At 72.7% G+C, this 14065-nt stretch carries 15 protein-coding genes and 1 pseudogene; 8 read left to right on the top strand and 8 right to left on the bottom strand.

Features of this window, described 5'->3' with window-relative positions:
* The 5 genes and pseudogenes from E1298_RS33445 to hppD form a co-directional block, all read right to left on the bottom strand.
* Window positions 1-326 (bottom strand): annotated as a pseudogene (locus E1298_RS33445) (hypothetical protein); the annotation flags it as partial.
* Window positions 327-418: 92 nt separating this feature from the next.
* On the bottom strand, window positions 419-2035 hold the full coding sequence (locus E1298_RS33440; protein ID WP_131900445.1) for a M1 family metallopeptidase: 1617 nt from the start codon (window positions 2033-2035) through the stop codon (window positions 419-421).
* A 67-nt stretch (window positions 2036-2102) separates the two neighbouring features.
* Window positions 2103-2909: an RDD family protein gene (locus E1298_RS48665; protein WP_165975806.1), complete on the bottom strand. Its 807-nt coding sequence runs from the start codon at window positions 2907-2909 to the stop codon at window positions 2103-2105.
* A 102-nt stretch (window positions 2910-3011) separates the two neighbouring features.
* Window positions 3012-3884: an RDD family protein gene (locus tag E1298_RS51335; RefSeq protein WP_131900443.1), complete on the bottom strand. Its 873-nt coding sequence runs from the start codon at window positions 3882-3884 to the stop codon at window positions 3012-3014.
* Between the two features lie 109 nt (window positions 3885-3993).
* Window positions 3994-5085, bottom strand: a complete 1092-nt coding sequence (hppD, locus tag E1298_RS33425; protein WP_131900441.1) for a 4-hydroxyphenylpyruvate dioxygenase — start codon at window positions 5083-5085, stop codon at window positions 3994-3996.
* Between the two features lie 137 nt (window positions 5086-5222).
* Between hppD and E1298_RS33420 the strand changes: the two genes are divergently transcribed.
* On the top strand, window positions 5223-5747 hold the full coding sequence (locus tag E1298_RS33420) for an Lrp/AsnC family transcriptional regulator (RefSeq protein WP_131900439.1): 525 nt from the start codon (window positions 5223-5225) through the stop codon (window positions 5745-5747).
* Window positions 5748-5827: 80 nt separating this feature from the next.
* On the opposite strand, the gene greA is transcribed toward E1298_RS33420, so the two are convergent.
* Entirely contained in the window at window positions 5828-6328 is a 501-nt protein-coding gene (gene greA, locus E1298_RS33415) for a transcription elongation factor GreA (protein ID WP_131900437.1), read from the bottom strand.
* A 199-nt stretch (window positions 6329-6527) separates the two neighbouring features.
* Window positions 6528-6914 (bottom strand): DUF4307 domain-containing protein, encoded by a 387-nt coding sequence (locus tag E1298_RS33410; protein ID WP_131900435.1) that lies wholly within the window; start codon window positions 6912-6914, stop codon window positions 6528-6530.
* Window positions 6915-7107: 193 nt separating this feature from the next.
* Here E1298_RS33410 and mca point away from each other — a divergent pair, with 193 nt between their 5' ends.
* The 4 genes from mca (at window position 7108) to E1298_RS33390 (ending at window position 10538) form a co-directional block, all read left to right on the top strand.
* Window positions 7108-7965 (top strand): mycothiol conjugate amidase Mca, encoded by an 858-nt coding sequence (gene mca / locus E1298_RS33405; protein ID WP_131900448.1) that lies wholly within the window; start codon window positions 7108-7110, stop codon window positions 7963-7965.
* Window positions 7965-8261, top strand: coding sequence for a hypothetical protein (locus E1298_RS33400; RefSeq protein ID WP_207944987.1), 297 nt, complete (start codon window positions 7965-7967; stop codon window positions 8259-8261). Before mca ends, E1298_RS33400 begins: the two co-directional genes overlap by 1 nt.
* Before the next feature lie 78 nt (window positions 8262-8339).
* Window positions 8340-9641: a low temperature requirement protein A gene (locus E1298_RS33395; protein ID WP_131900433.1), complete on the top strand. Its 1302-nt coding sequence runs from the start codon at window positions 8340-8342 to the stop codon at window positions 9639-9641.
* Window positions 9642-9695: 54 nt separating this feature from the next.
* On the top strand, window positions 9696-10538 hold the full coding sequence (locus tag E1298_RS33390) for a tetratricopeptide repeat protein (RefSeq protein WP_131900431.1): 843 nt from the start codon (window positions 9696-9698) through the stop codon (window positions 10536-10538).
* Here E1298_RS33390 and E1298_RS33385 read toward each other — a convergent pair whose 3' ends face one another.
* Complete coding sequence (locus E1298_RS33385) at window positions 10539-11015, bottom strand: pyridoxamine 5'-phosphate oxidase family protein (RefSeq protein WP_131900429.1); 477 nt, start codon at window positions 11013-11015, stop codon at window positions 10539-10541.
* A 78-nt stretch (window positions 11016-11093) separates the two neighbouring features.
* On the opposite strand from E1298_RS33385, the gene E1298_RS33380 reads away from it, so the two are divergent.
* The 3 genes from E1298_RS33380 to E1298_RS33370 form a co-directional block, all read left to right on the top strand.
* Window positions 11094-12071: a ribonuclease Z gene (locus tag E1298_RS33380; protein ID WP_131900427.1), complete on the top strand. Its 978-nt coding sequence runs from the start codon at window positions 11094-11096 to the stop codon at window positions 12069-12071.
* Window positions 12064-13422, top strand: a complete 1359-nt coding sequence (locus tag E1298_RS33375) for a dihydrolipoyl dehydrogenase family protein (protein ID WP_131900425.1) — start codon at window positions 12064-12066, stop codon at window positions 13420-13422. The genes E1298_RS33380 and E1298_RS33375 overlap by 8 nt, the downstream gene beginning before the upstream one ends.
* A 74-nt stretch (window positions 13423-13496) precedes the next feature.
* Window positions 13497-14065 (top strand): thioredoxin domain-containing protein (locus E1298_RS33370; protein ID WP_131900423.1); only part of this gene is annotated, 569 nt, incomplete at its 3' end.

Genomic DNA, 14065 nt, shown 5'->3' with positions numbered 1-14065 from the left:
GCGGTGGCCAGGGTGGGCGGCGGCACGGCCAGGCGGCGGTAGACGCGCTGACCCAGCGGCGGCCGCTTGGGCCAGGGCGTCGTCCCGTTGCCGGAGCGCGCGGACCCACCGGCCGCGGCTTCGCCGGGCGCGGCCTCACTGGGCGCGGGCGGGATCGCCGCGGGCGGGGCGGGGACGGGTGATGAGGACTGCGGGCAAGGGATGGCCGCCCGCCGCTCCGCCGCGGCGCCGGTGCCTCCGGCCGCGACCGAGGCGGCACCCGCCGACGACACCAGCAGGGTCGCGGCGGCCGCCGCCGCGGTCATCCGTCCAGATGGCCCGTTCACCAGGCCGAGTGTGATGCGGCGGGCGGACGGCCCGGCGCGCGCCGCGCCGGGCTTTCCCGAGCCCTTGCCGCCCCTACACCCTCACATCACCCTCACGGCGATGGACGGCCCCGCTGGAACAGCCACGCGTCGAAGAACGCGTCGAGGTTCTTCCCGGACACGCGGTTCGCGGTCGCGATGAACTCCGGGGTGGTCGCGCCGGAGTGCCGCTTCTCCTTGGTCCACGCCTGGAGGATCTTGAAGAACGGGCCGTCCCCGACCCTCTTGCGGAGCGCGTGCAGCGTCATCCCGCCCCGGTCGTACACCGAGCGCCCGAACAGCTGCGCCCGGCCCGGCCTGCCGGTCGGGACGTCCCACAGCTCGCGGTTCTCCGGGTCGCGGTACAGCTCGTCGAAGTGCTCCTGCACCGACTGGCCGCCGGACTTCTCGTCCCACATCCACTCGGCGTAGGTGGCGAAGCCCTCGTTCAGCCAGATGTCCTGCCAGCGCTTGAGGCTCACGCTGTCGCCGAACCACTGGTGGGCCAGCTCGTGCGCGACGATGGTCGGCTCCAGCCCGAACGCCCCGTACACCGGACGGGTCTGGGCCTCCAGCGCGAAGCCGACGCCCGCGTTGTCGATCAGCCCGCCGGTCGAGGAGAACGGGTAGGGGCCGAACCGCTTCGACCACTCGTCGGTGATCTCGGCGTTCAGCTTGTGGAAGGCGTCCAGGCTCACCCCGGGCAGGTTCGGGTCCAGCGCCGTGATGACGGGGACGCCGCCCGCGGTCCGTCCCGTCCGCACGCCGAACCTGCCGACGTCGACCGTCGCCAGGTAGGTGGCCATCGGCTCCTTGACCCGCCACCTGCTGGTCGTCTCCAGGAAGCGATGCGCCGCGACGGGGGTGATCGTCGGGTCCTGCGGGCCCGCCGTGGGCGCGTCGCCCGGAGGCGTGCCGCCGTCGCCGGGCCCGGAGGTGGGCGCCCCGCCGCCGGGCGTGCCGGACGGCGCGGTGTCGGGCTCGCCGTTGGCGATCGCCGTCAGCCCCTGCGGCACCGTGATCTCGAAGTCGAACGTCGCCTTGTCGCTGGGATGGTCGTTGCTCGGGAACCAGGTGTGCGCGCCGCTCGGCTGGCACGCCACGAACACCCCGTCGGGCGTGCGGACCCAGCCGTACTTGCCGAGGATCGGGTCCGACACCGGACGCGGCGTCCCCGAGTAGCGGACCACGGCCTGGAAGCTCGCCCCCTTCGGCAGGGGCTTCGCCGGGGTGACCTCCAGCTCCGAGCCGCCCCGCTGCTGCCGCGCGGGCGCGCCGTCCACCGTCACCGAGGCGACGTCGAGGCCCGTCAGGTCGAGGTTGAAGCGCGCGAGCCGCGCGGTCGCGGTCGCGGTGATCGTGGCGGTGCCGTCCAGCTCCTTGGCGCCGCCGGGCGTGATCGCCAGCTTCAGCGCGTAGTGCTTGACGTCGTAGCCGCCGTTGCCGTCCCCCGGTACGTACGGGTCGCCCGCCGAGGTCGGACCCGCCGGGCCGGCGGCGGCCGGGCCCTCGGGGGTCGGCGTCCCGGAGACGGCCCGGTCGTCGTCGCCGAGGGAGATCTGACAGGCGGTCAGCGACCCCGCGACGGCGAGCGCCGCCAGACCCGCCGCGCCCCGGCGCGCGGTCCGCCGCGGGATCCGGAGCGGGGTCCGCGCGCCGTCGCGGTGGGGACTGGGCGAGTTTCCGGCCATATGCACACCGTCCAGCCTGCCCGTGACAGGGCACGCTGGGCAACTCGGTAGTACCGCGCCAAGGCCCTCAGCGGTGAGCGTAAGGGTCGGGCACGTGCGGTTCCGCCTTGACGACGACGGTGCGCGCCACCTTGCAGTGCAGGGCCTGCTTCCGCGGATCCCAGAGGATCCACAGGACGTCGATCAGGCCGATGCAGCCGCAGATCCCGCCCAGCACGCTGTAGAACGCCGCACGTCCGGCGGCCTGCCCGGTGCTGATCGCACCCCCGTCCTGGTCCCGGACGACCCGGATCCGCAGCAGCTTCTTGCCGAGCGTCTGCCCCCACCTGGCGTGCATGAGCCAGAAGTAGAGGAAGCCCAGGACGGCTCCGAACACGTTGCCCGTCACCTGCCCGCCGTCGAACACGGAATCGCCGTCGTCCGGATGGAAGACGCGGTCCCAGTCGACGAACGGCAGCGACAGCAGACCGCTCACGACGCCGAGGATGATGCCGTCCACGATGGCCGCCCCCAGCCGCGCCCAGCGGCTCGCCAGCCCCGCCGACGGATCGACGTAGCCGCCGGGGCCACCGGCATAGCCGGGCAGCCCGCCGTAAGGCGCCTGCTCCCCGTACCCGGGCTGCCCGCCGTACCCCGGCTGCCCGCCGTATCCGGGCTGCTGCTGCCCATATCCGGGCTGGCCGCCGTACCCGGGCTGCCCCGCCGGCCCGTATCCGGGCTGATCGCCCTGCGGCGGGCCGCCTCCGTAGGGCCCGCCGCCATACGGCCCCGGCCGTCCAGGGTCGTCCTGGCGCCCGTATGGCGGCTGTTGCTGCCCGTACGGCCGGTCCTCCGGCTCATCCCCGGACGCGGGGTCGTTCGGCGGTTGCGTCATGCCGTCAAAGTGGGCCGCGGCGCACCCGCGCAAACGTCGCCGCGCCCAGGGCGCCGCAATGTTTACCCGCGGATGATCAAAGGTTGCCGGGACCGTCCGGAATCAGCTTTTGGCATAGGGATTGGGGAGCCACGGCGCGGCCTTCACCACGACCGTCCCGGCCACCTTGTCGTGGACGGCCTGCTTCCGCGGATCCCACAGGATCCACGCGTTGTCGAGCAGGCTCGCGATCCCGACGAGTGTGCCGACGGGGCCGAGGGCGTTCAGGACGGCCGCGGCGATGGTGAGCGCGTACACGAACCCCTGCCGGGCGCACACCTGGCCCCAGCTCACCGCCGCGTAGTCGGACGCGCGGACGAGCCGGATGCCGACCGCCCGCTTGCCGACCGTCTGGCCCGACTTCGCGTGCATGATGCTGTAGTAGGCGAAGCCCAGCAGGAACACGATCGCGTAGCCGGCGAAGAGCCGCGGGATGTTGTACATCTCCGACGGCGAGAGGCTCTCGCCGGTGTCGGCGGAGTCGGCCACCTTGTCCCACCTGATGGCCTGGAGGAGGAAGGGCAGCGACGCGAAACCGACGATGAGGGCGTCCAGGAGCCCCGCGCCGAGCCGGGCTCCGCGTCCCGCCAGCCAGTCGTTCGGCCCGCCCTGGCCGGGAGCGCCGGGAGGGCTGTAGGCCGGCTGCCCCCAGGTCGGCTGCCCGTGTCCGGACTGCGGATACTGGGGAAGCCCGGCGGGCGGCTGTCCGGGCGCGGGCTGTCCGGGCGGTGCGAACCCGGGCTGCGGCGGGGCCTGGCCGGGCTGGGCGCCGTACGAGCCCTGGTAGGGCGGCGGACGGTCGGCGGCGGCGTCCGCGGAGGGCGCTTCCGGGGCGGACGCGGGGGCGTCCGGGGAAGGGTCGCCGGACGCGGGGGAGTCGGGGGACTGCCAGCCGTCGTCGTCCGCGGGCTGGGGATTCTGGGGCGGTACGCTCATGGCCCCACAGTGTGCCCGTCCCGGACCGTGAGTGGTCACCCGGAGACCGTCCGGCCCCGGACGCCAGCACGTCCGGGGCCGGATCCCCCGATTCGAACGAGACGGGCCGTCACAGGTTCCCGCGACGCTCCTGCTCCCGCTCGATCGCCTCGAAGAGCGCCTTGAAGTTGCCCTTGCCGAAGCCGAGCGAGCCGTGGCGCTCGATCAGCTCGAAGAACACCGTCGGCCTGTCCTGGACGGGCTTGGTGAAGATCTGCAGCAGGTAGCCGTCCTCGTCGCGGTCGACCTGGATCCGGCGCTTCTGCAGCTCCTCGATCGGGACGCGGACCTCGCCGATCCGCTCGCGCAGCTCCGGGTCCTCGTAGTAGGAGTCGGGGCACTGGAGGAACTCCACGCCCGCCGCGCGCATCTGGTCCACCGAGCGCAGGATGTCGTTCGTGGCCAGCGCGATGTGCTGGACCCCCGGACCACCGTAGAACTCCAGGTACTCGTCGATCTGCGACTTGCGCTTGCCCTCCGCCGGCTCGTTCAGAGGGAACTTCACCTTGCGGGTGCCGTCCGCGACCACCTTGGACATCAGCGCGGAGTACTCGGTCGCGATGTCCGCGCCGACGAACTCGGCCATGTCCGTGAAGTTCATGACCCGGTGGTAGTAGTCGGCCCACTCGTCCATGCGCTCGACGTTGCCGACGCAGTGGTCGATCGCCTGGAAGAACCGCTTGGCCGGCGGCTCCACGATCGGGTCCGCCGCCTCGAACCCCGGCAGGTACGGGCCCGAGTAGAGCGAGCGGTCGACCAGCGAGTGCCGCGTCTCGCCGTAGGTGGCGATCGCCGCGATCGTCACCTTGCCGTGCTCGTCCTCCAGGACGTGCGGCTCCTCCACGCCCGTGGCGCCGTTGGCGAGAGCGTGCCTGTAGGCGGCCTCGACGTCGGGGACCTCGATGGCCAGGTCCACCACGCCGTCGCCGTGCGCGGCGACGTGCCGGCCGATCTCCGTGCCCGCCTTGACGGGCCCCCGGAACACGAACCGTGCCCCGCCCGACTCCAGCACGTGCACGGCCTCCTCGCGGCTGCCGTTCTCCGGGCCGCGGTAGGCGACCCGGCGCATGCCGAACGCGGTCGAGTAGTAGTGCGCAGCCTGGTAGGCGTTGCCGACGCCGAAGACGACGGCGTCCATGCCCTTGACCGGAAACTCATCCATGCCACCTAATCTCGACAATCGCCTACAAGGTGCGCAAGGGTGGTCTGAAACACTGGTCAACCTGTCCAGTCCGCACCGGGCGCGACCGAGCGCCCTGTACATCCTGACCATGTGCGCGACGATCAAGGGAGGGCGCGGTGTCGATCGACGAGCTGGACGGACGGCTGATCGAGCTGTTCACGGCCGAGCCCCGCGTGGGGGTGCTGGAGGCGTCCCGGCGGCTCGGGGTGGCGCGCGGCACCGTCCAGGCGCGGCTCGACCGGCTGGCCCGCGACGGCGTGATCGGCGGCTTCGGCCCGGAGATCGACGCGGCGGCGCTCGGCTACGGGGTGACGGCGTTCGTGACGCTGCAACTGCGGCAGGCGGGCGGGCACGACCCGGTCGGCGCGCGCCTCGCGCAGGTGCCCGAGGTGATCGAGGCGCACACCATCACCGGCCCCGGCGACATGCTGTGCCGCATCGTGGCGCGCAGCAACACCGACATGCAGCGCGTCATCGACGTGATCGTGGACGTGGCGGGCGTGGAGCGCGCGTCCTCGGTGATCTCGCTGGCCACCCAGGTCCCCTACAGGACCCTCCCCCTGGTCCGCGCCGCCGCCCGCGCGAACGGGCGCGGGGGATCGGACGGGTCAGGGAAAGCGAGCGGCCCGCCACCCCGGTGAGGGCGGCGGACCGGATCGCGTGCTCTCCCGGCCGGAGGCCGGCCGCCCGCGCGGAGGACGGCCGTCGTCACGGCTCGGGTCTACCCGCCTACGTAAGGGGTGGCGTCAAGGATCTCGACGGTCATGCTGCGGCCGTTGGGCAGCGAGTAGGTGGCCTTGTCGCCGACCTTCTTGCCGTTGATCGCGGCGCCGAGGGGCGACTTCGGCGAGTAGACGTCGATGGGGGCGCCGCTCTCCTCCCGGGAGGCGAGCAGGAAGGTGACCTCCTCGTCGTCGCCCTGGAACGCGACAGTGACGGTCATGCCGGGGCCGACGACGCCCTCGGTGCGCGGCGCCTCGCCGACGCGCGCGTTCTCCAGGACGCCCTGGAGCTGGAGGATCCGGCCCTCGATCTTGCCCTGCTCCTCCTTGGCCGCGTGGTAGCCGCCGTTCTCGCGCAGGTCGCCCTCCTCCCGCGCCGCCTCGATCTTCTGAGCGATCTCGATGCGGCCCGGGCCCGACAGGTGGTCCAGCTCAGACTTGAGCCGGTCGTACGCCTCCTGGGTCAGCCAGGTGACGTTGTCAGCGCGGGTCTCGGTCACGGGTACTCCTCATCCACATGTTGCGATCCTCGTTCGTCCACCTGGACGAACGCCACATCGACATGAAGTGCGGCCGGGTGAAACCTCTAGCCTATCCGGTGTGTGCGGGTAAAGGTTCCCTGAACTCGGTGCCTGCAACCGGCCAAACACGTTTCGGCATCACCGGCCGGTTCGCCCGCCTGGAAGGCCGCGGGACGGCTCACATCTTGCGGCAGTCCCGGACGCGGGCGCCGGTGGCCCGCCGGGGCGTCACCAGCGTCTCGGCCCCCGAAACGCTGGACTTTCCCGCCGGGATGGTGACCTCTTTCTGGACGAGCACCGCGAAGTCGGTGTCGTAGGCGTCCACCGTGCACCGCACCTCGTCGCCCTTCGACTTGGCCACCGAATAGGTGAGCTCGACGGAGGTGTCGCTCACCACGTCGTAGGTGGTCGTCTGCGGGACGATGCCGGGGGTCTGCCCGACATGGGACGCGAGGACCCCGAAGCCGCACGCCATCACGGCGGTCACGACACCGATGATCACAAGGCCCAGCCGGCCCCGCCTGGGCTCGGCGGGCGCCGCCGCCTCGGACGCGCTCGTGGTCATCGCGGGGAATCTCCGTGCGGTGTGCGGACGTTGTCAGGGACAATTCTCGTCTGTCGTGGCGCGTGCTCCGAACCGGGGTCCGCTCTTCACGGTCTGTCCAGTTCGCTGAGAGGGAGATCCCCAGGTGTCCGAGGTCATCGACGGTACGACGCTCGAACGTCCGGGCGGGGGCGGCGCCGAGCCGTTGCGCCTGATGGCGGTGCACGCCCACCCGGACGACGAGTCAAGCAAGGGCGCCGCGACGATGGCGCGGTACGTCGCCGACGGCGTCGAGGTGCTCGTGGTGACGTGCACGGGCGGCGAGCGCGGCGACATCCTCAACCCGGCGATGGACCGTCCCGAGGTCAAGGCCGACATCGGCAAGGTCCGCGAGGCGGAGATGGCGCGGGCCCGGGAGATCCTCGGCGTCCGGCAGAGCTGGCTCGGCTTCGTCGACTCCGGCTTCCCCGAGGGCGACCCCCCGCCGCCGCTGCCCGAGGGGTGCTTCGCGCTGGAGCCGCTGGAGACCGCGACCGCGCCGCTGGTGCGCGCCGTCCGCGACTTCCGTCCCCACGTGATGCTGACCTACGACGACAACGGCGGCTACCCGCACCCCGACCACGTGATGTGTCACAAGGTGTCGGTGGAGGCGTTCGAGGCCGCCGGCGACCCGGAGCGCTACCCGGACGCGGGCGAGCCCTGGCAGCCGCTGAAGCTCTACTACCACATGACCTTCAGCAAGGAGAGGATCCTCGCGCTGCACGCGGCCATGGAGAAGGCGGGCCTGGAGTCGCCCTACGGCGAGTGGCTGGAGCGCCTTGAGGACGGCGAGCGCCCGAAGTGGGACGTGACGACCCGGGTGCCCTGCGCCGACCACTTCGAGACCAGGGACCGCGCGCTGCTCGCCCACGCCACCCAGATCGACCCGGACGGCTTCTGGTTCGTCGTCCCGCTGGACGTCCAGCGGGAGGCCTGGCCGACGGAGGACTACCATTTGGCCAGGTCCCTGGTCGACACCGAACTGCCGGAGGACGATCTGTTCGCCGGTATCCGGGAGAGGGTGTCTCTGTAGTGCTTCCGCTCGCCATTCCGCTCAACGACGACACGGTCAGTCCGGGCTTCCTCGGCTTCGGGGTGTTCGTCGCCCTGCTGGTCGCCACGATCTTCCTCGTCCGCTCGATGAACCGGCACATGAAGAAGATCCAGGCGCCCCGGGAGGCCGACCTCAAGCAGCAGGAATGGGAGCGGGCGCAGGCGGCGCGGTCCGCCGGGCCCGGCGCGGACGCCGGCCCCGAGCCGGGCGCGAAGGCCGACGCCGCCGCCGAGGCCGAGACGAAGGCGGCCCCCGACCGCCCCGCCGGCGCCTGACCCAGGCGGCTACCTGGTGTGCCCCCCCGCCGGCCGGTGAGCGATCCGGCCACCGGACGATCTGACGAAGGGGCGCCCATGACCGACTCCTCCGCACCGCCCTCGGCGGCCCGGCCGGCCCGGGCGCCCGCCCTGCTGCGCCCGCGCGGCGAGGAGGGCGCCCGGGTCACCTTCTTCGAGCTGTTCTTCGACCTGGTCTTCGTCTTCGCGATCACCCAGCTGTCCCACCGGCTGCTGGAGCACCTCACGCCCGCCGGCGCCGCCGAGACGCTGCTGCTCCTGCTGGCGGTCTGGTGGGCGTGGATGTACACGTGCTGGACGACCAACTGGTTCGACCCCGACCATCCGGCGATCCGGCTGATGCTGGTCGGGGTGATGATCGCCGGGCTGTTCATGGCGGCGATGCTGCCCGGCGCGTTCGGCGGCAAGGCCCTGTGGTTCGCGGGCGCCTACACCGCGCTCCAGATCGGCCGGACCATCTTCGTGGTGATCTGCACCTGGCGGCACGAGCTCGGCCGCAACTTCCAGCGGATCCTGTTCTGGCAGGCGGTCCCGGCCTGCCTGTGGATCGGCGGCGCCCTCGCCGACGGCCACGACGTCCGCACCGCGCTGTGGCTGCTGGCGGTCGCCCTGGAGTACCTGGCGCCCTGGCACGGGTTCGCGACGCCGCTGCTCGGGCGCTCCAGCACCGCCCAGTGGACGATCGACGGCGGCCACATGGCCGAGCGCTGCCAGCTGTTCGTCATCATCGCGCTGGGCGAGTCGGTGCTGATCACCGGCGCGACGCTCGGCGGCGACACGCCGTCGGGGCCGGTCGCGGCGGGCTTCGTCACCTCGTTCGTCGGCACCGTCGCGCTCTGGTGGATCTACTTCGACCACACGGCGGAGGCGGCGGCGGAGCACATCGCCTCGTCCCCCGACCCCGGACGGCTCGGACGGTCGGCCTACACGTTCATCCACATCGTCATGGTCGCGGGCATCATCGTCGGCGGGGTCGCGGACGAGATGGTGATGGCCCACCCCGGCGGCCACATGTCCGGCGGCTTCGCGGCGGTCGCGCTCGGCGGCCCGGCCCTGTTCATCGCGGGGCACGCGCTGTTCAAGCGGGCGGTGTTCGGCGGGTTCACCCGGGCGCGGCTCACCGCGCTGCTGGTGCTGGCGGCGCTGGCCGCTATCGCCCCGGCGCTCACCCCGCTGGCCCTGCACATCTGCGCGGCGGCCGTGGTGGTCGTGCTGGCGCTGTGGGACGTCCGCGCCTACCAGCTGGAGCGCCGGGCCTTCGGCCAGGTGCCCCTGTCCGGCCCGGCGCCGTCCCGGCCGGGCCCGCCGTCCGGCCCGTCCGGCGGGACGTTCGGCGGCGACGGCACGACCGGCCGCTGACGGGCGCGCGCCGCGCCCGGTTGGATCCGGCCGCCGCCGGGGAGGACCCTCGACGTGCGCGCGAACTTCGAGAACGCCTACCGGGAGCTCCCGCCGGAGGCCGCCCGGATGATCAGGCTGCTGGGCCTCCAGCCGGGCGAGGACATCGAACCCGCGGCGGCGGCCGTCCTGGCGGACGTGCCCGAGACCGACGCCGAGGGCCTGCTGCGGACGCTCGCCGAACACGGGCTCGTCACCGAGGCCCACGGCGGACGGTTCCGGCTGCCCGGCCCGCTGCGCGACTACGCGCGTGAACGGGCCGAACGCGAGGAGACCGCGGAGGACCGGGAGGCCGCCGTCCGCCGCGTCCTCGACCACTACCTCGCCGGGCCGGGCGGCGACGGCACGCGGGTGGAGGCCGAGGGGCTGGCGCTGCTGGCGCGGGAACGCTGGACGGAGGCGGCCGAGGCCCTGGAGGACGGCCTGCGCCGGGCCGAGCGCGACGGCGACCACCGGGAGGTCCTGCTGGCGCGCCACAATCTGGGCCGTGCGCTGATCGAGACCGGCGACGCCGACCGCGCGCTCGACCTGCTGGGCCCGCTGCCGGACGCCTTCGCCACGCTCCCCGACCGCTACCACCGGGGCAGGGCGCTGATGAGCCTCGGGCAGGCGTACCTGCGCCTCCGGCGTCCCGTGACGGCGCTGAACCTCTTCGGCCAGGCCCTGGAGATCATGCGGGCCGAGGAGACCGTCGAGCAGCAGGGCGACGTCTTCGTCCACATCGCCGACGCCGCCCGCCTGCGCGGCGACCCGGTGGCGGAGGGCGCGGCGCTCGACCGGGCCGCCGAGCTGTACGCCTGCGTCCCAAGCCCGAAGGCGGACCGGGCCGCCGAGCGCCGCGCCGCGCTCGGCTCCTGATCACGCCTTGCCGTGGTCCCAGCTCACGATCCGGTCCGGCTCCATGACGATGAGGACGCGCTTGGCCATGGCCTGCTCAAGGCCCGCGGCGAACCCCGGATCGACCGGCGCCCCCATCTCCGGGACGGGCAGCCCCGCCATCCGCGACCCGACCACCGCGCCGACCTTCAGCCTCGGCTCGGGGTCCTCGACGACGAGGCCCTGCCCGTACAGCGCGACGCCGCGCAGCTCGCCGTACTCCACGCCGTCCTCGACCAGGCACGTCATCGTGGGATCGCGGCGCAGGTTCAGCACCTTCTGCGACGACTTGTACGTGGTGAACGCGATCTTCCCGTCGAGCAGCGCGTAGAACATCGTCACCAGGTGCGGCGCACCGTCCTTACCGATCGTGGCCACCTGGACCTTGAAGCTGGCGGCCAGATAGGCCGCGGCCTCGTCCGCCGACATCTTGATCTTCTCGCGCTTGCTGCCGGCCACGGGGGCCTCCTCACGATCGAACGACGCGGCCAGGATAACCAGGCACTTACCCGCCGCCGCACCCGGCACCATGGAGGGATGTCGGCTCGCGACCTGATCGTCCTCGGCTCCGCCAGCGCGGTGCCCACCAAGGCCCGCAACCACAACGGCTACCTGCTGCGCTGGGACGGCCATGGCCTGCTGTTCGACCCCGGGGAGGGCACGCAGCGGCAGATGGCGCACGCCGGGGTCTCCGCGAACGACGTGACCTGGATCTGCGTGACGCACTTCCACGGCGACCACTGCCTGGGCGTGCCCGGCATCGTCCAGCGCATCGCCCGCGACGGCGTCGAGCACCCGGTGGACGCGGCGTTCCCGGCCAGCGGCGCCCACTACTGGGAGCGCCTGCGGCACGCGTCCGCCTTCCGCGACACCGAGGTGATCCGCGAGCGGCCGGTGTCCGGGGAGCGGGCACGCCTCGCCGACTCCCCGTTCACCCTGGTCGCGCGGCGCCTGTCCCACCCCGTCGAGGCGTACGGGTACCGGCTGGAGGAGCCCGACGGCGTGACGATGCTGCCCGCCGAACTCGGGGCCCGGGGCGTCCGGGGCCCGCTCGTCCGGCGGCTCCAGCGGGACGGCCGCGTCACCACCTCGGACGGCCGCACGGTGACGCTGGAGGAATGCAGCGTCACCCGTCCCGGCCAGAAGGCCGCGTTCGTCATGGACACCCGGCTCTGCGACGGCGTCCGCGAACTCGCCGACGGCGTGGACATGCTCGTCATCGAGTCCACCTTCCTCGGCGAGGACACCGCCCTGGCCACCGAGTACGGCCACCTCACCGCGGCCCAGGCCGGGAAGGTCGCGGCGGACGCCGGAGTGCGCCACCTCGTCCTCACCCACTTCTCCGAGCGCTACCGCCCCGAGGACGAGCACCGCTTCCACGACGAGGCCGCCGCCGTGTTCGACGGCGCCATCAGCCTCGTCCACGACCTCGACCGGATCCCGATGCCGCCGCGCCGCCGGACGATCACAGGTGACAGGGACGTCCTTCCTGGGCAGGAGTCCAGGCATGGCTGAAGAAGTCGATGTCGTCGTGATCGGTCTCGGACCCGGAGGCGAGGACGCCGCGGGCCGGCTCGCCGAGGCCGGGCTGTCGGTCGTCGCCGTGGAGTCCCGCCTGGTCGGCGGCGAATGCCCGTACTACGCCTGCGTCCCCACCAAGATGATGGTGCGCGCCGCCGGGCTGCTCGCCGACGGCCGCCGCGTCCCGGGGATGGCCGGGGAGTCCACGATCGGTCCCGACTGGGCCCCCGTGGCGGCCCGGATCCGCGACGAGGCGACCGACTCCTGGGACGACAAGGCCGCCGCCGACCGCCTCACCGGCAAGGGCGTCCGCCTCGTCCGCGGCCACGGCCGCATCACCGCGCCCCGCGAGGTCACCGTGGACGACCGGACGTTCCGCGCCCGCCGCGGCGTCCTGCTCAACACTGGCACCTCGCCCGCGGCCCCGCCCATCGACGGGCTCGACGCCGTCCCGTACTGGACGAACCGCGAGGCCGTCCAGGCGACGGAGGTCCCCCGCTCCCTCCTCGTCCTCGGCGGCGGCGTCGTCGGGGTCGAGATGGCCCAAATCTTCTCCCGCTTCGACAGCCGCGTCACGGTCGTGGAGGCCGGCGACCGCCTCGTCGTCAACGAGGAGCCGGAGTCCAGCGACCTGCTCCGCACGGTCTTCGAGCGCGAGGGCATCGGCGTCCGCACCGGCGTCAAGGTCACCGGCGCCTCCCACGAGGGCGGCGAGTTCACCCTCCACCTTGAAGACGAGGCCCTCACCGCCGACCGCCTCCTGGTCGCGACCGGCCGCCGCCCCAACCTCAAGGGCCTCGGCCTGGACGCCGTCGGCCTCGACGAGAACGCCCGCCAGATCCCGGTGGACGGCAACATGCGGGCCGCCGACGGGCTCTGGGCGGTCGGCGACATCACGGGCAAGGGCGCGTTCACCCACGTGTCGATGTACCAGGCGTCCATCGCCGTCCGCGACATCCTGGGCGAGGAGGGCCCGCCCGCCGCCTACCGCGCCGTGCCCCGCGTCACCTTCACCGACCCCGAGATCGCCTCCGTCGGCCTCACCGAGGCCCAAGCCCGCGACCAGAACCTGCCGATCCGCACCGGCACCGCCCAGATCCCCGACTCCGCCCGAGGCTGGATCCACAAGACGGGCAACGACGGCTTCATCAAGCTCGTCGAGAACACCGAATGGGGCGTCCTCGTAGGCGCCACCGCCGCGGGCCCGTCCGGCGGCGAGATCCTCGGCGCCCTGGCCGTGGCCGTCCACACCGAGGCCACCACCACGGCCCTCCGCGAAATGATCTACGCCTACCCCACCTTCCACCGAGCCATAGAGCCCGCCCTGACCAACCTCACCACATAGGCCCCGGACCCCCTGGCCCCGCACGACCCCGGCGCGAGGGGGTGATGCGGCGCCCGATCGGGCAGGATCGGGGCATGAACCGGCTCAAGGACGCGACCAGCCCGTACCTGCTGCAGCACGCCGAGAACCCGGTGGACTGGTGGGAGTGGAGCGACGAGGCGCTCGCCGAGGCGCGCCGGCGAGATGTACCGGTGTTGCTTTCTGTCGGATATGCGGCATGCCATTGGTGTCATGTGATGGCGCATCAGTCGTTTGAGGACGGCGAGACCGCGCGGATCATGAACGAGCTGTTCGTGAACATCAAGGTCGACCGCGAGGAGCGGCCTGATATCGACGCCGTCTATATGGAGGCCACCCAGGCGATGACGGGGCAGGGCGGCTGGCCGATGACGGTGTTCATGACGCCGGACGGGCATCCGTTCTACTGCGGGACGTATTTTCCGCGGGCGCAGTTCCGGGCGTTGTTGCAGGCTGTGGACAAGGCGTGGGCCGAGCAGCGCGACGACGTGGTGGGGCAGGGGCGGCAGGTCGTTGAGGCGCTGACGTCGCGGGGCCCTGGGCCGGCCGGTACGGAGGCGCCTGGAGCGGAGCGGCTCGCGCGGGCGGTCAGGGGGCTTTCCGGGGCGTACGACGCGGAGCGGGG

The organism is Actinomadura rubrisoli, assembly GCF_004349215.1.
Taxonomy (GTDB): domain Bacteria; phylum Actinomycetota; class Actinomycetes; order Streptosporangiales; family Streptosporangiaceae; genus Spirillospora; species Spirillospora rubrisoli.
The sequence above is the reverse complement of the archived record's forward strand: the minus strand, read 5'-3'. Positions and strand labels throughout refer to the sequence as shown.

Bases quoted from the DNA above. Each gene is read 5' to 3' on its own strand.
- E1298_RS33440 (WP_131900445.1), bottom strand. From the start codon at position 2,035: ATGGCCGGAAACTCGCCCAGTCCCCACCGCGACGGCGCGCGGACCCCG.
- E1298_RS48665 (WP_165975806.1), bottom strand. From the start codon at position 2,909: ATGACGCAACCGCCGAACGACCCCGCGTCCGGGGATGAGCCGGAGGAC.
- E1298_RS51335 (WP_131900443.1), bottom strand. From the start codon at position 3,884: ATGAGCGTACCGCCCCAGAATCCCCAGCCCGCGGACGACGACGGCTGG.
- hppD (WP_131900441.1), bottom strand. From the start codon at position 5,085: ATGGATGAGTTTCCGGTCAAGGGCATGGACGCCGTCGTCTTCGGCGTC.
- E1298_RS33410 (WP_131900435.1), bottom strand. From the start codon at position 6,914: ATGACCACGAGCGCGTCCGAGGCGGCGGCGCCCGCCGAGCCCAGGCGG.
- mca (WP_131900448.1), top strand. From the start codon at position 7,108: ATGGCGGTGCACGCCCACCCGGACGACGAGTCAAGCAAGGGCGCCGCG.
- E1298_RS33395 (WP_131900433.1), top strand. From the start codon at position 8,340: ATGACCGACTCCTCCGCACCGCCCTCGGCGGCCCGGCCGGCCCGGGCG.
- E1298_RS33380 (WP_131900427.1), top strand. From the start codon at position 11,094: ATGTCGGCTCGCGACCTGATCGTCCTCGGCTCCGCCAGCGCGGTGCCC.
- E1298_RS33375 (WP_131900425.1), top strand. From the start codon at position 12,064: ATGGCTGAAGAAGTCGATGTCGTCGTGATCGGTCTCGGACCCGGAGGC.